The sequence below is a fragment of the Rheinheimera riviphila genome, assembly GCF_004005945.1.
Taxonomy (GTDB): domain Bacteria; phylum Pseudomonadota; class Gammaproteobacteria; order Enterobacterales; family Alteromonadaceae; genus Pararheinheimera; species Pararheinheimera riviphila.
In genome coordinates, this window is sequence record NZ_SACS01000013.1 from 57,930 (window position 1) to 77,471 (window position 19,542).

Genomic DNA, 19,542 nt, shown 5'->3' on the forward strand with positions numbered 1-19,542 from the left:
CGGTTATCGGAATTGTAAGTCTTCGTCCGGCACTTGCCCCGGAATCGCTTCTTCGCTAAATAACGACAGCAAATCAACGGCACTGCCCTGCCACACTTGCCCTTTGCCACCGGCAAACAGCTGGTCAGCTAAACCTTGCTTAAACTGCTGTAATTTCTGTACTTTTTCTTCCACGGTGTTGCGCACAATCAGCTTATACACAAATACCGCTTTGTCCTGACCAATGCGGTGCGCGCGGTCGGTCGCCTGATTTTCTGCCGCCGGGTTCCACCAGGGGTCATAGTGAATAACGGTATCCGCCGCCGTCAGGTTTAAGCCAGTACCACCGGCTTTTAAGCTTATTAGAAACACCGACGTTTCACCTTGCTGGAAAGCGTCGATTTGATCCTGGCGTTTTTTGGTCTGACCGGTCAGCTTGCTATAAGAAATGCCCATATATTGCAGCTCTTGTTCAATCAGATTCAGCATGCTGGCAAACTGACTAAACAACAGAATTTTCCGGCCTTCTTCAATCATTTCCGGCAGCGTATCACGCAGCCATTGCAACTTGGCGTTGTGTTTCACCGACTGTGCCTGTTCAATTGGCACTAAACGCGCATCACAACAGGCCTGGCGTAATTTCAGCAAAGCATCAAGAAATTCTATCTGACTGGCAGCAACGCCTTTACGCAGGAACAGTTCCCGCACCTTGGTTTCCATCACCAGCCGGATACTTTCATATAAATTGCGTTGGTCTGATTCGAGCTCTAACAGCTGAATAATCTCGGTTTTTTCCGGCAATTCGGTCGCGACCTGCGACTTGGTGCGGCGCAGCATAAAGGGCGCGATTTTCGCCTTTAACGCATGGGCCCGTTCGGCATCACCATGTTTTTCAATCGGTTTGCGATACACCTGTTGGAAATGTTGTTCGGTGCCAAGTAGCCCTGGCAGCACAAAATCAAACAACGATTTTAGCTCGCCCAGGTGATTTTCCAATGGCGTACCGGACAGCGCTAAGCGGAAATCGGCTTTGAGCAATCGCACCGATTGCGCCGCCTGACTACCGGAATTTTTAATATGCTGCGCTTCGTCCAGAATCACCGCACTAAACCGGTAACGCTGATACAACGCAATATCGCGCACCACCAGCGGATAACTGGTGACGATAATGTCGTAATCCGGCAACAGTTCAAACAAGGCCTGGCGTTTTGGGCCGTACAGCTGCAATACCCGAAGTTCTGGCGTAAACCGCGCCGCTTCTTGCTGCCAGTTACCGAGCAAGCTGGTCGGACAGACAATCAGCACCGGCAGCGTCAAACGGCCCGCTTCGCGTTCACTTTGTAAAAAACTCAGCGCCTGCAAGGTTTTACCCAAGCCCATATCGTCGGCGAGCACCCCACCAAGGCCGTACTGACGCAAAAAGCTTAACCAGTTCAAACCTTGTTGTTGATAAGGCCGCAGCTCTGCTTCCAGCGCTTCTGGCTTGGCGACTTCGCTGATGCCACTAAAATGATGCAACTGGCTGGTCAGCCGTTCTAGCCGACCGGCATTGAGATACTTCACTTCAGCCGCGCCAGGGGCTGGCAGCAGCGCCGCTTTGTAATCGGGCAATTCCAGCATTAACATTGGCTTGCTGAGGTTCAGCAGTTCAACAATCGTATCGATGAGCGGCTGAATAAGACTGACCGGTAACGCCAGTTTGCCCTGCGGTAAACTGAGCCAAATATGCTGTTGCGACGTGGGTAAACCATATTGTCGCAGCCACAGGGTAATGAGCGATAACAACGGCACTTGCTGGCCGTCGATATCCACCTGAATGCCCAGTTTAAAACCACTTTCTTTGCCATCTTCGACTTGTAAATATGGGGTCGAAGCTAATATATCCAGATTAAAATCAGCGGCTTGCTCTACCCGCCAGCCATCGTTGGCTAAATCGGGTAACGCTTGTAACAGCGGTTGCCACAGTTGTGGATTGTCGGGGCCTTCACCGATACCAAAGGAAGCTTGTTGCCATTGCTGCTTGGAATTCACAGTATCAACGGCAGCTTCAGCGACGGTATGTTCAACATCATCCGGCTCGGCCAACTGCACCAACCCGTATTCCAGCAACTGTTCCAGCGCTGCGGTTTCCAGCGCCCGGCTGCGTTTGATAAATACCGTGCGGCCAGGCTCTTTCACTTCGGTTTGCGATTGGCGTAAATCCAGCGGCAATACAAAGTCGCCATAAGCAAAACCCAGGCGCGCCGTGGGTCGTTTATTGCCGGCAGTTTTTTGTGGTTGCATCCGTAGTTGCAGCACCGGAATAGGATCGACATCAAGCCGCTCCAGCGCCACACCTTTTGGCACCGGCAGACTGACTTTACCAAATAGTTTTTGCAGTTTACTTAAACTGTCCTGCACCACAGCAACCGGCACCGGCGGCATTTTTGCCAGCAGTTTTAATTCGCGGCCACTGAGTTCTGTGGTCAAAGGGCCAATCACAAAATGGGTGGTATCGAGATAACAAGGCGGATTGGTGTAGACCACTTCAAGTTCAGCGTCGTCGCCTAAATCCCACATCAACTGATGACCAGCTTTGCCTTCCAGCCATTTCAGCTCAAGCTCGCGTGGCGCGCCATGTTTCAGTTCGTGCCGTGCTTCACCAAAAAAACAACGACCGGTGGCCAGTAATTGTTGCAGTAGCTGATAGCCCCAGTCGTCTTCCAACAACGACTGTTCGCGGATATTTTGTGAACGGAACAGGTTAATCAGCCGAAAATCAGCTTCTTCAATCCAGTACGGCACCAGATAACCGGAGAATTCATGATGAGTGATGGTCTGGCCTTTGGTGTAAGTGCCTTTTTTACTTTGCTTCACCCGTCTTGGGTACAGCTGCAACCCAGACTGGCCGTAACTGAGGATATATAACACCACGTCTTTGAGTTTACCGATGCTGGGATCGGTATTGGCCAAGCGCTCGACATCATTAAACCATTGATTCAGCTGACGCATGGGAAGTTGCGATAACCCCTGCTGTTGCTGCTCGTACGCTTGTTTTAGTTTTAACAGCACCGCCAGCACATGTTTACAACGGCCACCAATCGGGCAGCTACAGGTGTCGGTTAAACGCCACTCGGCGCCATGCGGTTTTAACGAGATAAATTGCCGGTACGGGGACAAAGCTTCACCCCAGACCTGCGCACTGATCTGAGCCAAATCTTCACTGTATTCAAGTTTAATCACTTTACCCGCCTGCCAATAGGCACGGGCACGCTGGAAAGTACCAGGATCAAACCAAAGCTGCAGCGTGGCTGCACTAATAGGAAATACCGCGTCAGACATGGGGTTTACAATAAATTCAGGCCAAAGGACGTCTATGCTACCTTAATTCGGCCGCTGGCCAAAGCGCCAGTCGACATTTCGTCCAAGACCATCAGCATTGCACAACATTCCGAAGCTTTGGTATTGTCGGTGCATAGCCTCTTCATCCTTAAGGATTTTCCGATGCGTTTTACCCCAATTGCAGCCTTATTACTGGCAAGTTTCGCTTTTCAAAGCCTGGCGGCTGAGCAGCGCCGTTACACTATTCTGGTCGACAACGGCGTCAAAGCCGGTGAGCAAATTGTTGATATTGCAGACAATGGTGAACTGAAAGTCCGTTTTATTTTTAAAGACAACGGCCGCGGCCCGGAATTAAACGAATCGATTAAACTGAACGCCGACGGCACCATTGCCAGTTACAGCGGCCAGGGCAAATCGACTTTTGGTTCGGTGATCAACGAAAAATTTAACCGCGACGGCAACAACGCCAGCTGGAGCGCCGGCGAACAAAAAGGTCAGACTAAAGTATCTGGCGCCGTCATGTATTTACCGGTCGACGGCTCACCTGAACTGAGCTCCATCGCCATCAACGCGATCAAAAAAAGCGGCACTAACAGCATTGCGCTATTACCATCCGGCACTTTAAGCCAGCAAACGGTTAGCGACCTGATCGTTGAAAAAGGCGGTGAAAAACAACAGGTGCAGCTGCTGGTGCAAACCGGCGTTGGGCTGGTGCCGAATTTTGTCTGGGCAACCAGCGGCGAAAACCCACGGTTGTTTGCCAGTATCGCGCCTGGTTATTTAACGCTGATTGAAGAAGGTTGGCAGGAAAACGCGGTCAAAATGGCCGAAATGCAGCAACAAGCTGAAACCAAACTGCTGACCGAAATGGCCAGCAACATTCCAAAAGAGTTACCGGGCCTGACGGTACTGCGTAACGTGCGGATTTTTGACAGCAAAACCACCAAAGTAGGCAGCGCCAGCGACGTGTATCTGCTGCGCGGCAAAATTACCAGCATAGTGCCAACCGGGACTTTAAACACGCCGGTGCAAAACGATATCGACGGTAAAGGCCGCATGGTCGTGCCGGGTTTATTTGATATGCACGGCCATATTTCACGTTGGGAAGGCCCGTTACATCTGGCCGCTGGCGTCACAACCTTGCGTGATATGGGTAACGACAACGCCACCATTCAGGCAATTATCGACGAAACCCAGCATCAGCAACTGCTGGCGCCAACCGTAGTCCCAACTGGTTTCCTGGAAGGCGAAAGCCCGTTTTCGGCCCGCAACGGTTTTGTGGTGAAAGATCTGGCTGGAGCCAAATCAGCCATTGATTGGTACGCCGCTCACGGTTATCCGCAGCTGAAAATTTATAACTCCTTTCCAAAAGAAATCTTAAAAGATACCGTCACTTACGCGCACAGCCGTGGCCTGCGTGTGAGTGGCCATGTGCCGGCATTTTTAAAAGCGGAAGACGTAATCGCCGCCGGTTTTGATGAAATTCAACATATTAACCAGATGCTGCTGAATTTCCTGGTCAAACCCGACACCGACACCCGCACGCTGGAACGGTTTTACCTGCCAGCACAACAAGTGGCCGGTTTAGATCTGCAAAGCAAAAAGGTGCAGGACTATATCAAGCTGATGAAAGATAAAGGCATTGTGGTTGACCCAACCCTAGCGACTTTTGACTTCCTGAAAAAAGTCGATGGTGAAGTGGGCGACCCATGGAAAGCCATAGTCCACCATTTACCACCAGATTTACAACGCCGTTACGCCACTGCCGAGCTGGATATTCCAGACGCAGCGACCGCGAAACTGTACGCAAAATCCTACGCCAAGATGGTTGAGTTTGTCGGCATGATGTACAAAGCAGGTATTCCGGTCGTCGCAGGCACCGACGAACTGGCCGGTTTCACCCTGCAAGGTGAGCTGGAATTACTGGTCAAAGCCGGCTTAACCCCAGCCCAGGCGCTGCAAGTAGCCACGCTCAACGGCGCCCGCTACAGCAAAGTCGAAGCCAGCAAAGGCAGCATTGAAGTAGGCAAAGACGCCGACTTACTCCTGGTCGACGGCGACCCAACCAAAAACATCAGCGACATCCGCCAGTTAGCCATGGTAATCACCCAAAACCAGGCCATCTACCCGATGGATATTTACCAGTCGATGGGGATTAAGCCATTTGTGACGGCTAAACCGGTTATTAAGCAGAGTGCTGCTGCGCCGGGCAAAGGTGCTGGTGGTGCTAAACATGGGCATCGGCATTGATTGATAGTTGTTGATTGATCGGTTGAATTTGGAATTCGTGTTGAGGCCTGTTTTTACAGGCCTTTTTAATGTCATCGAATTCGATGGGTTTAAAATCGGATTTTGTTATTAAGTTGGTCTTTGTAGCCGCGAATTAACTTAGCTTAATCTGAAATTTTGTAGTACTTCAACAAACATAAACCCGTCGAATTCGACGGATTTATGTTGAGAATCAACTCGAGGCGACGATCTAAATTGCATTGCGACAACGCAATCAGTACCTCTAATTTTTTAACATTGAGGGTGGTAGGATTTTCATGTGCATAGTGATTTTTACGATTGGGCTGGCACGCTCAACCTCGAAATTATCAAAATGCCCCAACTTAACTGTCGCATCGAAATTGATGACGACGTTTACGTTCGCCATGAAAATTCCTATACTGGCAACGCCATGGTGGATAGGCTCCCGGCAATAGAGCCGCCAAACACCACGGTTGCCCAAGAGCCGGCTTGGGGTTTTTACCTCAAACTACGAGTTAGGCTGATATAGGTCTGTTTCTGACCGCGAAACCTCCAACTTTATCAGTGCCGCACGGGTCAGCGTGCGGTTGTTTTTTGTTTCGATTTACCTGACGATCCCGCTGCAATCATCGATACCAAAATCAGACATTGTATTGCCACAGCGGTATTCCGTCTTCGACACGGATGATGTCAAGCGGCATGACCTTTACTCGCGTGGATTAACCCTGACTATGCTGGAAACAGCATAATATTTATGATTAGGTGAAAGGTAGCCAAGGGTGATCCCCGACCACGCGGGGAACGGCGATTTGAACTTGACGATACCTCCGGTAAAGGCGGTTTATCCCCGGCCATGTGGGGAACGGATGTCAATCTGAGATTGCAGGTATGCAGCAATCGGTTTATCCCCGGCCATACGGGGAACGGACCGGATAACCGCCACCGAATACAGAAACAACCGGTTTATCCCCGGCCATACGGGGAACGGCAATTCTAACAAGTAATAATTATGAGTTATTACGGTTTATCCCCGGCCATGCGGGGAACGGTTCATCCAGCCCCAATGATTGTCCGGTTTTTACGGTTTATCCCCGGCCATGCGGGGAACGGACCATGTCGACTGCACGGGCATCAGCCATGTCCGGTTTATCCCCGGCCATGCGGGGAACGGAATAGCAGGTCTTCTAAGATGTGAAATGCTGCCGGTTTATCCCCGGCCATGCGGGGAACGGTCTTCGTCGTTATCATCCAACTGGTAGTCTTGCGGTTTATCCCCGGCCATGCGGGGAACGGACGATTACCCGAATTACCTAAACGGGTATTTGCGGTTTATCCCCGGCCATGCGGGGAACGGTCTAAGTTATCTGTCCTTTGCAGTAACTGTTGCGGTTTATCCCCGGCCATGCGGGGAACGGGAAAATGGAATTGTGTGCGGCTGGATAATCCTCGGTTTATCCCCGGCCATGCGGGGAACGGCTGCCATTCAGGGAACCCCGCCAGCAGCTGCTCGGTTTATCCCCGGCCATGCGGGGAACGGACCAACCAAACCCGTTTTACAACCCGACGCCACGGTTTATCCCCGGCCATGCGGGGAACGGCGGCGTAGGAGCAGCATAATATGGATGATATGCGGTTTATCCCCGGCCATGCGGGGAACGGTTTATTCTCGGCATAATTAGTTAATTTACCGGCGGTTTATCCCCGGCCATGCGGGGAACGGTGCATCGGGTTGTTAGTAAATTTCTGGATACGCGGTTTATCCCCGGCCATGCGGGGAACGGTAATATGGATGATATACTTTTAACAGTTTTTGCGGTTTATCCCCGGCCATGCGGGGAACGGACGCTCAGATAGTATGGGGTTTGCTGCTGGGGCGGTTTATCCCCGGCCATGCGGGGAACGGTTATGGATTGAATCTGACGCTGGCGGGAGCCGCGGTTTATCCCCGGCCATGCGGGGAACGGTGATGAAGCGTGCTATTGCTCAGATTCAGGAGCGGTTTATCCCCGGCCATGCGGGGAACGGGTCATCTGGGTCAATCCACAGCTGGCAGTGTGCGGTTTATCCCCGGCCATGCGGGGAACGGTAAACAAAATTTTTGTCACTTGCGGGATTTAACGGTTTATCCCCGGCCATGCGGGGAACGGCGTAAACGTCAGGATGCCTCGGCCGCCCTGACCGGTTTATCCCCGGCCATGCGGGGAACGGGTTCAGATGAGCAAACATTCAGACCCGCTTGGCGGTTTATCCCCGGCCATGCGGGGAACGGATGATCGCGTACCTATGCACCAAGGCATTTCCCGGTTTATCCCCGGCCATGCGGGGAACGGGTCAATACTGCCGCTTGGACATCAGACCACGCCGGTTTATCCCCGGCCATGCGGGGAACGGCCACTAACACATCATGGAACGCCGCCAACGGCCGGTTTATCCCCGGCCATGCGGGGAACGGGTGCTCACCCGAGCAATCAAGAAAAGCCCCATCGGTTTATCCCCGGCCATGCGGGGAACGGTCAACTAATTCTATTATTGGTTTCATTGTTTCCGGTTTATCCCCGGCCATGCGGGGAACGGTATCGTTCAGCCGCTTTTTTGCCATAGCCCTGCGGTTTATCCCCGGCCATGCGGGGAACGGCTCAGCTTCGCGTCGGCGATTCTCAGAATATTCGGTTTATCCCCGGCCATGCGGGGAACGGGCCATTAATCATCCGCTCATAATCGCTGAAGACGGTTTATCCCCGGCCATGCGGGGAACGGGGGCGCAAGGCTGGCCTTGTGACGAGTGAGGGCGGTTTATCCCCGGCCATGCGGGGAACGGCCAAGCTCTGCTGGCACCAACTGTTTGAACCACGGTTTATCCCCGGCCATGCGGGGAACGGATGATTTGGATTTTACCCAGCATGAAACCGGCCGGTTTATCCCCGGCCATGCGGGGAACGGCCCACCGCCACATCAGCAAGCTGCAATAATAACGGTTTATCCCCGGCCATGCGGGGAACGGCGTGTCATATCAACCTCTTGAATCTTTGACGGCGGTTTATCCCCGGCCATGCGGGGAACGGTCAGCAGGACTATTGCAGCCAGACTGCATGCCCGGTTTATCCCCGGCCATGCGGGGAACGGTCAACGCCTTCAATGTATTTTGGTTTGATTTACGGTTTATCCCCGGCCATGCGGGGAACGGGTTAACTATTTCCATCTGTAATGATGTCAGGGCGGTTTATCCCCGGCCATGCGGGGAACGGTTCCGATTACCATTTTTCTTCCTGGTTTTAACCGGTTTATCCCCGGCCATGCGGGGAACGGTTGCCAGCTGACAGGACTGGTGCGCCCTGCCACGGTTTATCCCCGGCCATGCGGGGAACGGGTCTTCCAGCGCTTCTTCGGTAACGATGAAGCCGGTTTATCCCCGGCCATGCGGGGAACGGGTTAAGGCGCGTGCCAGCAATGTTGCTACCTGCGGTTTATCCCCGGCCATGCGGGGAACGGTCAACTAATTCTGTTATTGGTTTCATTGTTTCCGGTTTATCCCCGGCCATGCGGGGAACGGCTACCGGCGCAATTCTGAATGGAGTCTCAGGCCGGTTTATCCCCGGCCATGCGGGGAACGGAAAGACGCGTCAATCGTGATATCCAGCTCATGTGGTTTATCCCCGGCCATGCGGGGAACGGTTCCAGCATTTTATTATCTGCTCGACGCTCTACGGTTTATCCCCGGCCATGCGGGGAACGGATCAAGCCCACCAGCCTTGTCACGAAGTACGGCGGTTTATCCCCGGCCATGCGGGGAACGGAACGCCACAGCAGAGGGATTGTTAAAGAAGGCCGGTTTATCCCCGGCCATGCGGGGAACGGACTAAAAGTATATACCTGATTTTAAAACAAAAAAACAGGCTATGTTTTTCTACCAAATTTTCCGGATTTTTAAAGAGCAAGTGAATGATTAATTTTGCGCGTCATCAGGCAGGAAAGTGACCAGCCTTAAACCATCAAAATCGACAGGTTGACGACGGTTTTTGCCGTAGGTGATGAAGTCGAAACCTGATTCGGTGTTGGTGGCCCAAGCCATAATGGCGTTGCCGTCTTCTGCCATAGCGTCTACTTGTTGCCACAACATTTCTCGTACGCGCTGACTGACATCACCCACGTACACACCTGCGCGTACTTCTAATAACCACACGGCTAATCGACCACGTAATCTCGGCGGGACTGCTTCGGTCACAATCATGCACATACTCATAATTAACCGCTCCGATGGCCAGCATCGCCAATTGATGGCGGTTCAGGGAGTGCGGGGGGCTGCGCATCCGGGTATGGTTCTGGTGGTTTAATTTCACCCGCGGCCAGAATGTCTTCAATCAGCGGGATCAGCCTTTTGAGCGTTCGATCAGTGCGAAACAACTCGCGACAGGCCAGCCGTACTTCTTTGTCTGGTGATATTGGATTTTTCGAAGCGATCCGAAACGCGAGTGGCACCACGGTGTCGAATTTGATGATATCTGCGATGTCATAGACAAAACTCAGCGGCTTGCCGGTATGCAAATATCCAATGGCTGGCGCATAACCGGCCGCCAAAATTGCCGCTTCAGTGATGCCATATAAACAGGCAGTAGCAGCACTGATACAACGATTGGCGATATCTCCGGCCTCCCAATCTTTGGGATCATATTTGCGACCGTGCCACTGCAAGCCATATTGTTTGGCTAACAACTGATAGGTTTGACGCACTCGGGCGCCTTCAATCCCGCGTAACTGATCAACACTGCGCCGCAGTGGCGCCTCTTCGCCAAACCGTAGTTCAAACATTTTTCGCACTACTTTTAGTCGAAGTTGTTCATCAAGTGCCAGACTTGCCTGGTACAACAACTTATCGGAACGGGCACCGCCGGGCTGTCCGGCAGAATAGAACCGAACGCCGCCCTCGCCCACCCAGGTAATTAAAGTGCCAACTTCAGCCGCCAGCTTCATGGCCGCATGGGAAATTCGGGTGCCAGGCTCCAGCATCAAACAGGCAATGGATCCCACTGGAATATGCATACGTTCGCCATTCACTTCATCCACCACCACAAAAGCACCGTCTTTGACATCAATTCGGCCCATGCCAATAAAAATCATCGAGTTACGATCTTTAAGTGGGATAGGCTTTAGCGGAATAAAGGCCATGGCTAATTATTTCCTTTGCCGGATAAAGCCAAAAGACCAGTGGGCTGTTTAGATAAAATAGTCATTTGTGAAATGGCCAGCGCGTTCAGTTGTTGCAACCGATCTGTTGCAGCTGCGCCCTGATGGATCAGATAAGCATTCATGGTTTCAAGGTTAGCGAGACATACCAACTGATGCATATTGGCATGATCACGCATATTGCCGGTTAGAGCAGGGTTTTGATCACGCCACTGTCTGGCGGTAACCCCAAACAAAGCCATGTTCAGCAAGTCGGCTTCATCGGCATATATGTGACTGATCTGCCCAGGAGTTAAAGTGTCAGGTATTAAATTTTGCTTAATCGCATCGGTGTGGATCAGGTAATTTACCTTGGCTAAATTGCGTCGAATATCCCAACCAAGCTGCTGAAATTCCTGCTCTTTTAGCCGCTGAAACTCTTTAATCAGATAAAGTTTAAATTCAACAGAAATCCAGCTAGCGAATTCAAAGGCAATATCTTTTTGTGCATAAGTGCCGCCATAACGGCCAGCTTTGGATATCAGACCAATAGCATTGGTCTGTTCAATCCACTGTTTTGGCGTCAGGGTAAAGCTATTGAGGCCGGCTTGTTTTTTAAACCCATCGAATTCGATGGGTTTAAAATCCGGATTATTTAGCTGTTCCCAAATACCTAAAAACTCAATCGTATTGCGATTCCGCAGCCAGTTACCAATGATGATATCGGTTCTGTCTGGGTTCTTAAAACGAGCCATATCAGTAATGCTGATGTACTCAATCCCATCCTTGGCGTAAGTTGCGATCTGCTGTTCCAGCACTTCCAGTTTTGCAGCCATCAAAGATCCTCCTTGAATTTTGATTATTAAACCCGCCGGATTAACATTAGCCCGCAACCAAAGGCTTTGGCCCGCCCTAATCCCAGCGCTACTTGCGTCAGAAATAATTCAGGTTCGTTGACAGTCAACACCCCCTCATAATCTACTGCACTGTAACTAATCAGCTGTGACTGGCTTTTCTTGCTGGTTTTATGTTGCGATGACTCAATTATTGTCGGTTGTACTTCAAACCTCACACCCAACTTGGCCGAGCGTTGCTCACAAGTAAGCCATTCAATTGCAGCTTGGTCCATCTGCTGCTGCAATTGCTGTTTATCAACGATACCTGAAGCTTGAGCCGTTTTTCTGGCATGCATCATCACATCATGACGTTGCCCTCTGGTACTGTCTGACGATCCACCTTTATAAGACACAGTCGGATTTGCCCTTAACCGAAATGCCAGCCTTTCTCCAACAACCAAGCGTGGTTCAAACTTTTTGGTCTGAACCTGAAATAACTCAGACAACTGCGCGGGCGCTGTTGTCGACAACACCAGATATTCTGGCATCCCTTGTGATCCAACAAGGCCACTGGCCTGCTCTTCGCGAAACAAAAAATTACGATCTGCCTGCTCAGTAAACAACTGCCACAACAATTGATGGCTGGCATAGCTGCCTTTTTGCTGCACTGAAATCAAAGCCTGATGCGCGGCATTATTCGGCCAGAAACGAACTCGTGATAAATACATGCTAGCTCTCCATGCTGACAGTTAGCTGATGCTCTGTCCGTGCTGAAAACTGCCACTTCAATCGATCGCCGGGTTCATCCCATAACTGCACGCTCTGCGTAACCAAAGCACCCGCCGAAATTAAGTCCTTAGGGCCTTGCCAGTAATAGCTATGTTGTTTCGAAAAACGCAACCAGCTACGATCTTGTTCCGCAGAATTTAGCAAACAAGGAAACTCCGAATCCAAAGCTTGCTTTAAGGTTTCTGTTTCAACCAGTTGCGGCTTTAATGGTGCAGCAAGCGGACAAGACTTTCTCCCAAGATACAAGGTAAACCGAGGCTTTAACAACGCATCTGCAAGCCCCGCCAGACTTACATTTGTTTGCCCGGTTAACCAGATAGCCACTACCCAAAGTCCATCACTCCGGTAATCACGAGTCGATAGCACTGTATTTAACTTAAATCCAGGTCCTGTAAGTTCACTTTTACGATGCCGATGTGTCATTTTTTTATCTGAAGAAGGCACCTGAGCAGTATGATAATCCCGCACCAGAACACCCGAGCTGTATTCTTTGATAGCAAACTGAACTGACTGAAATAGGTCTGTTAATTCTGTTTGTTGATCTCGCCGGATCCCCAAAGCCGCCGATAACAATCCCAAAACAGCAGAACGGGTCGGATGCAGTGCAGTGGGTCTGTCACCACCAACAGCAGCTTCCCCCCAACTCGCCATTGGGCCGTATAACCGAAAAACCAGATATTGCATAACGCCTCCTGTATTAGTCGGCGACAAAAGCCACTAACTCACTAAAACTGCCTTCGCCAGCCACCGCATTCAAAGATCTTCGACTGTCTGCACACGGACCATATACAGCATCAAAGTTGTGGACTTGCTGAAGTAATTTACTGATTGCTTCGGCAGCTTGATCTTCACCAAATACTGGTTTTAAAAATGCCACGGACAGCGAACGTGGTTGTTGTTCTCCTTTTTCGGCCAGCACAAAACTGGCATAGGCTCTGGAAGCAAAAGAATTTTGTTTCCCTTTTGGCGAGACTTTTACGGCAGCTTCAACCAAGGCGGCAATTGCTTTATTTGCAAGCTCAAGGTCATTGTTCAGGTTTTCGACTAACAGTTCTTTATCGATGCAGATATAGTTATAGAACAGCGCGGCAGCAAAACCGGATTCGCCAATATGTGAAGCGCCGCGATCATCCATGCCATCATTTAAATCATCAACTGCGGTGAAATAGTCGTCTTCAACAGCAACACTGTGCACACTGATGGCGTGCGCGACCTGACATGCAGCTTCAATATTAAATTCCGGACTGGATGCCAACATACGACCAAACAGCGCTATATCAACAGCCGACGTTTTACGGGTTAACAGGTTCAAATCCTCTTCTGATGGAGCCCGATCTTCAGCGGTCAATTGATCAAGTAAAGCAAAAGTTGCTTGTTGTTCTTGAGGGCTAATATGCGCAAGCTGCTCAATTTCTACGGAATCTTTTTTAAGTTTGCCAAACTGCCCGGCAATTGCAGCTGTCCATTCAGTTGCTTTTTTCTCAGAAATTCCTTTAGAAATAAGCTGCTGCAGAACCTGCTCACCAAAACGTTTGGTTCGGATCCCAATATTTCCAGCCAACGCTTGCTCAAATAAATCTGAACAACGCCAATTCCGCTTTAAACTCTGCGAGCTGACGCGAAGCCTCTCTGAACCGCCCATTCTGGCTGTTTTAGGCCGTCCTAGATCGTCCCTGTTCAGGTTTGACGGCGCATAAGAAGTTAATAAATGCAGTTGAATAAATTTACTCATATGATTTTCCTTAATTCACTATTAGATTTAATTGTTCAGGCGTGAGCTTGCACACTGTAATAATCTAGCGCCCAGCGCACCGCGACTCTTTTGTCTGCACGACGCGGTTGCTGCGTATAATGTTCACCAAACCAATCCAGAATATCGGCTATCAATGCTTCTGGATTTGCTTTGCCACCGAGCTGCCGTACCAGACGATGCAGTCGACGGAAGAAATCCTGACTGGTTTTGGCCCCTTGTAATTGCTGTAAACGAAGTTCGCTGACGACCGCTTTGTCCGTCTTAGCATCCAGCTGGCCGAGGCTGGCACCAAATGTTTTTTCCTGAGCCTGACTGACATGTGAAAGTATCGCCGCTACGGTTGCCCAGGCTTCAATGCTGTATGAATGTTGCTCACGAATCTCAGCAGGTAAGGCCAACCACAACACTCTAAAACCTTCCGTCAGCATTGCCGCATCAGCACTGCCACAACGGCGTAGTTCTGCTCTGTAGCGGGCTGGCGCCTTCGGGACGTTAAGTTCGGCTTGTGGCAACATCATCTGTTGCCACCACTGCTCTGCCTGCCATTTTGCTTTATTCACTAACTCTTTTTGCTGCCCACTCATGCTTTGGCCTCCTGCATATTTTTCGCTGGTGTCGCTGTTGATAAAGTCGGAATTTGGTATGCCTGTTTAAAACTCTTTATTGATTTTCCGCCGACAAACCATCCAGTGAGGGCGCCGCGGGCTTTCACCGAGCGGGCAATGTCTTTCTGGCTGTCGCTGACTGAAAGCACAAGTTCGTCGAACAAATCGGTTGCGGTATGTTTTAATGCCAGCAGCCACTTTAAAGCTGCATCTGGGGTTAGCGAATCAGTTGCGTGCTCATCGGACAGTATCTGTGCGATCGTTTGATAAAACGCTTGTTCCGACCTTTGCCAAAATTGTAAATCAACAAAACTGGTGTCACCTTTGACATCTGCAGGTTTGCCAAACCAAGCAGCTTTCACTTGCGTGCGACAACACCATACTGCTTCTGCAGCTAGTTGCTGAACGGCCTTGATATCTTTAAGTAATCGCTCACGCTGCTTTGGCTTTATATGAAAAAGCGGTAACTCTGTTGAATACCAGCCTCTTGCTTTCATATTGTCCATATCGTAGCCAAAGGCCCATAGCCGTTGATACTCGCCTTTAAGCCGGCTATTTCTTTCACTGCTGCAGGCTGTTACAACCAAAGCTGGAATATTGCCTTCATCTTTATCTTGTAAAGTTAACGCTTGCCAGTATTTGTAAGTAACGCCGCCAGGTTGTCCCTTGGTGGATAAATTGTCTTCTTCAGGTTTTTTCGGATTCACCCGGTAATGTGTTAATGGATGAAACCAACTACCGCTGTAGTTACAACCGTAGTTTTGTGTCCGATAGTGGGTCACATAACTCTCGCACGGTTGCTGATTCAGGTCACATTGTGCAGAACCATGTTGCACTTCCAGTCGGATCCGTCTGGGCATCGCCCAGTACATATGCAGGGGATGGACATCTTTGGCGTAAACCTCAGTTCCTTTAAGTTTGCTTTCTTTGGTAGGGCCTAACCAGGGAAATACTGACACGCTATGCAAATCTGGATCCTGATACCGAAATGTTTCCCTACTCAGTACATTCAGCCAAAGTTTTTGCCACAACGACGCATCGGCATCATGTGGCAACACCAGCGTGGTTAAAGGACCACCGCCCCTTAAACCAGTACGATGACCCTGCCCGCCGGAAGGTGCATTAATTTGTAAGGTAAATAAGGCGATGGCGGCCATAGGCAAAGACAACTGGCCGTATAAACCCCGTTTCACAAAATGGTCGGTGTTCAATTTCAGCGTATTGCCACCCGGGGCTTCGATCAATAGTCCGGAAACCGGGCCTGCTTCTGCTTGCTCCAACGCGTCAAAGTCCTGCATAAATCGGGGGGTATTCGCTGAGTCTGCCATAAGTTCAAACGCATGCCGGCCTTTCTCAAGAGCTTCATGCAGAACAACAGCTGTTGGCGCTTGCAGATAAAAATCGAACCAGCACTCTTCATCTTTCGGTGCAAATAATGTTTGCAATGCCCCGATGGCAAACTGATATGCCGCGCCCTGAAAATCAGCACGGGGAAACGCAAAATCGGCGATTTGTGGACTGGTGATGTCACTCAAACTGATATTACGCCGCTCGCCGTTTTGCAAACGCACTGGGATCCATCGTTCAAAAAGTAAGTTCATTTAACCTCCTGAAAAAGAGTGGTGCCACAAGCACCACTCCTATGACTTAATCAGATTTTCGGATTTTAATAGGCCATGCCTTTAATCCGTATTTCCTTGCATCAAGTAACTGTCCAGATTTATCCTTTTTAAAGCGTCGAAAAATTAAAATGTAGTCATCAACATCGTCGGACTTAAGCATGATATTGCCCTTTTTAGCTAACGGGATGACTAGTTCACGTTATTGCAAACTAGGTCTGGAACAAGTAGTATCGACGATGCGAAACGTGAGCGTACTTGGGGCAAAGCGCCCCTTGAACGCTCTACCTAAATCAGATAAAACAAGAGTACGTTCAAAAAAAGAACAAGTCAAATTTTTTATAAGTAATGATGCAAAGCATTTTATTTAATAAATTGAAAACCTACTCTCATACGCGTATCCTTCCATCTTCTCTGCAAAGCAGAGATGAACCTTAATGATGCAACGCATCTGATGGTGTATTTCTACCGTTCCCCGCATCCGCGGGGATTATTTTTTGGAGAACCCTGTCTCTGTTGAATAGCAAAACATTTGATCGTCCTCTGCCAGCCAAAACATGGCAAACCTCGCCTGCTTATAATGCGCTTTTAATTGCTCCGCTTTCACGGGAAGACTTTTAGCAAAATCCTGTAGTTTGTCAGCGTGGTGTTTCGGGAGTTTTAATTTACTGAGTGCAAGCGCATTTTGCTGGTCATGTGCCCATAATATTATTTGCCCGGACTCTTCCCTTTTTAATACAATAACTTCAACACTTTCCATATCGCTGTATCGGGTGCTGATATCACTGTCATCCTCTCCCCAACAAACATGGCTCTCGGCACAATAACCTTGATGCCAATCAATGGTTTGTTGCATCGCTTTATTAGTTTTCCGTTGAATTTCGCCAAAATGCAATTGTTCAGCTGTTTGTAATGCTTCCGGAATGTCCTGAGTTGCCTTCTCTCCATAAACAGATTCGATCAATAACCGGGCATCCTCTGGCATGCGAATAGCACCTTGCTGCATTAACACCCTTAAACCAAGCCATAATCTGCCAGGTGAACGGTATACCAGTTCGGTATTTCGAAACTGCGCCGACAGCCAATTCGTCTCTGGTGATTCTGAGAATTCCGGACAATGCAGATATAACACTGGTTTTTGCCGTTGATCCTGAATACCTGATTGATAGCAGCCATACGTATCACGGGTATGCCGGTGCAAACGGCCTGCACGCTGAATTAAATCATCAATAGGGCATATATCAGAAATCATCACATCTGCATCGGCATCGAGACTCTCTTGAAATACTTGGGTCGTGATGATGATTTTTCCAGCACGTTCTTTAACGGTAGAGGTTTTACCTAAAATAGTTAGCACTGAGCTCTCAGTGGTCTGGCGGTCGAGTAGCGTAAAACGACTATGAAACAACAAGCATTGACCGGGAAATTGCGTACTCACGAGTTGATAAGCCATTAATGCATCCGCAACCGAATTGCGGATCCAAACAATGGATTGACCCAAACTCACTGCGGCTTCTACTCTGGCAAGGCAAGCAGCTACTGAGTGCAAAAAAACAACTTGAAGCTGTCGGCAAACATCTTCACGTGACGACAACGCCGACTGTAAAACACTTTGATTCCCGACCTGAGTTGCTAACGGAAATGAATTGTTTGATTCTGTCGGAGCGGTAAGACCAAAAACGTCCAGCCAACGTGTTATCAGCTCCTTGCGTTGCCTTTCGGCAAGAGTTGCGGTCAGTAATATGACACTGCCTCCCTGCCGAGCATGGAGCTGCAACAAATCTTGTAGCAATACCAGCATGTATTCATCTGCAGCATGGACTTCATCAAATATCAGCACCTTACGGTGTAAACCAATCATTCGCAGTGCCTGATGCCTTCGCGGTAACACCGCCAACAAAGCCTGATCTAAAGTACCAACCCCGACAGGGGCCAGTAGTGCTTTTTTGCGAGAGTCAGCAAACCATTGATGGCAAACTGCAGTTGCCGTCGGTTCATCGGGCAAGTAATCAGCATCACTGAATGCGCTTGTTTGAAATAAGTCACGAAAACTCTGTTCCATATCTCTGGCGCCATGTGCCAGCACAATACTAGGCGCATTGCCTTGATACATCTGATGATAATGGCGAAGGATCCGTTTAAACATGGCGTTCGAAGTCGCCATTGATGGCAAGCCAAAGTAAAAACCATCAGCTAAATTTGCTGCCATTATTCTTTGGGTTAAAGTCAGTGCGGCTTCGGTTTTTCCAGCACCGGTCACATCTTCCAGAATAAATAATTGGGGGCAGTTCTGAATAGGTACCTCAGCTGCCCACTGCTGCAAAGGAGTGGGTTCGAAACCGAATTGCTGTTTAAAAGTGCTAAATGGTTCGACTGGAAAAGCATCAAATAATCCGGTATCTGCCACGGCGAGTTTGGCATGGTCCAATGCTACCAACCAATAGTCTGCCAGTGAAACCGCGCTGTTCTGATACTGAAAGAAACGTGTATCTGATCCAACCCAATCTGCCAATATACCGATACCCGCCAAATGCCAGCTTATTTGCCGGAAACGCTGTTGAATTTCGGGTGTAAAAAATGTCTCTGACCACTGTGGCGTAAACAATGACGCGACATCTTTAATAAATTCAGTAGCATGTTGAATATTCGCGTCAACCAGATGATCTTCCAGCTCAACGTTACGACCTTGCAGCACTGGCTTCCCATGATGCCCCCAAGTAGTTTGGAATAAGGTCACCAGCCCTTTATCAATTTTGGCCTCTGCAAGTGAAAGTCCTGTCAACTGAAGTAAATCCAGATCTTCGTCGATAGCCATTCGCCATAGTGCCCAGCCCAACATATCATGACGGGCTTTAGCTCCATCATAGGGTCTGCGCACCTTAAACTGATGCAAATCCGTAGTTTCGAATGTTTTTAAAGCCTGAAAAGCACCGGTGAATTTTCCTAAATCATGTATAGCCAGAGCAAAAGTGAATAAGCTTTGTAACTGCGCTGGTTGCAGTTGCAGAAAATCAGCCAATTCCTGACACAACTTATTGTCCGGGTTAAGTAACTGCCAACCCACCGCCGCCACATCCAAACTGTGATAAGCCAACAAGTGATACTCTGGCCCAGCCTGCTCTGGATCTTTTTTGGCTTTGCCCCAGTACCCCATGTAACTTGCTGTTGTCATTAACTATGCTCCTTGTGTCTAACACCACCCTACCCAACAATCCCCATAATCGCAACAC

At 49.5% G+C, this 19,542-nt stretch carries 11 protein-coding genes and 1 CRISPR repeat array; of the genes, 1 reads left to right on the forward strand and 10 read right to left on the reverse strand.

From position 1 onward, the window contains the following. Window positions 1-3: 3 nt before the first annotated feature. On the reverse strand, window positions 4-3,300 hold the full coding sequence (locus tag EOE67_RS12675) for a DEAD/DEAH box helicase (protein ID WP_127699451.1): 3,297 nt from the start codon (window positions 3,298-3,300) through the stop codon (window positions 4-6). Window positions 3,301-3,462: 162 nt separating this feature from the next. Between EOE67_RS12675 and EOE67_RS12680 the strand changes: the two genes are divergently transcribed. Next, window positions 3,463-5,550, forward strand: coding sequence for an amidohydrolase family protein (locus EOE67_RS12680; RefSeq protein ID WP_127699452.1), 2,088 nt, complete (start codon window positions 3,463-3,465; stop codon window positions 5,548-5,550). A gap of 776 nt (window positions 5,551-6,326) precedes the next feature. Beyond that, window positions 6,327-9,405: direct repeats of the CRISPR family, unit length 29 nt; unit sequence CGGTTTATCCCCGGCCATGCGGGGAACGG. 88 nt (window positions 9,406-9,493) lie between these two features. Here the strand turns inward: EOE67_RS12680 and cas2e are convergent. The 9 genes from cas2e to cas3 all read right to left on the reverse strand — a co-directional run bounded on the left by cas2e (window position 9,494) and on the right by cas3 (window position 19,484). Beyond that, entirely contained in the window at window positions 9,494-9,784 is a 291-nt protein-coding gene (gene cas2e, locus EOE67_RS12685; RefSeq protein WP_420849777.1) for a type I-E CRISPR-associated endoribonuclease Cas2e, read from the reverse strand. Window positions 9,785-9,792: 8 nt separating this feature from the next. Beyond that, window positions 9,793-10,713: a type I-E CRISPR-associated endonuclease Cas1e gene (gene cas1e, locus EOE67_RS12690; RefSeq protein WP_127699454.1), complete on the reverse strand. Its 921-nt coding sequence runs from the start codon at window positions 10,711-10,713 to the stop codon at window positions 9,793-9,795. A 2-nt stretch (window positions 10,714-10,715) separates the two neighbouring features. Further along, a complete protein-coding gene (locus EOE67_RS12695; protein WP_127699455.1) occupies window positions 10,716-11,546 on the reverse strand; it encodes a KilA-N domain-containing protein in 831 nt (276 codons plus the stop codon). Window positions 11,547-11,572: 26 nt separating this feature from the next. Then, complete coding sequence (gene cas6e, locus EOE67_RS12700; RefSeq protein WP_127699456.1) at window positions 11,573-12,274, reverse strand: type I-E CRISPR-associated protein Cas6/Cse3/CasE; 702 nt, start codon at window positions 12,272-12,274, stop codon at window positions 11,573-11,575. Window position 12,275: 1 nt separating this feature from the next. Then, complete coding sequence (gene cas5e, locus EOE67_RS12705; protein WP_127699457.1) at window positions 12,276-13,019, reverse strand: type I-E CRISPR-associated protein Cas5/CasD; 744 nt, start codon at window positions 13,017-13,019, stop codon at window positions 12,276-12,278. 13 nt (window positions 13,020-13,032) lie between these two features. Continuing rightward, window positions 13,033-14,067: a type I-E CRISPR-associated protein Cas7/Cse4/CasC gene (gene cas7e / locus EOE67_RS12710; RefSeq protein ID WP_127699458.1), complete on the reverse strand. Its 1,035-nt coding sequence runs from the start codon at window positions 14,065-14,067 to the stop codon at window positions 13,033-13,035. Window positions 14,068-14,102: 35 nt separating this feature from the next. Continuing rightward, window positions 14,103-14,672, reverse strand: a complete 570-nt coding sequence (gene casB / locus EOE67_RS12715; RefSeq protein ID WP_127699459.1) for a type I-E CRISPR-associated protein Cse2/CasB — start codon at window positions 14,670-14,672, stop codon at window positions 14,103-14,105. Beyond that, a complete protein-coding gene (gene casA, locus EOE67_RS12720) occupies window positions 14,669-16,294 on the reverse strand; it encodes a type I-E CRISPR-associated protein Cse1/CasA (RefSeq protein WP_127699460.1) in 1,626 nt (541 codons plus the stop codon). The genes casB and casA overlap by 4 nt, the downstream gene beginning before the upstream one ends. 508 nt (window positions 16,295-16,802) lie before the next feature. After that, a complete protein-coding gene (gene cas3, locus EOE67_RS12725; RefSeq protein ID WP_127699461.1) occupies window positions 16,803-19,484 on the reverse strand; it encodes a CRISPR-associated helicase Cas3' in 2,682 nt (893 codons plus the stop codon). Window positions 19,485-19,542: the final 58 nt, after the last annotated feature.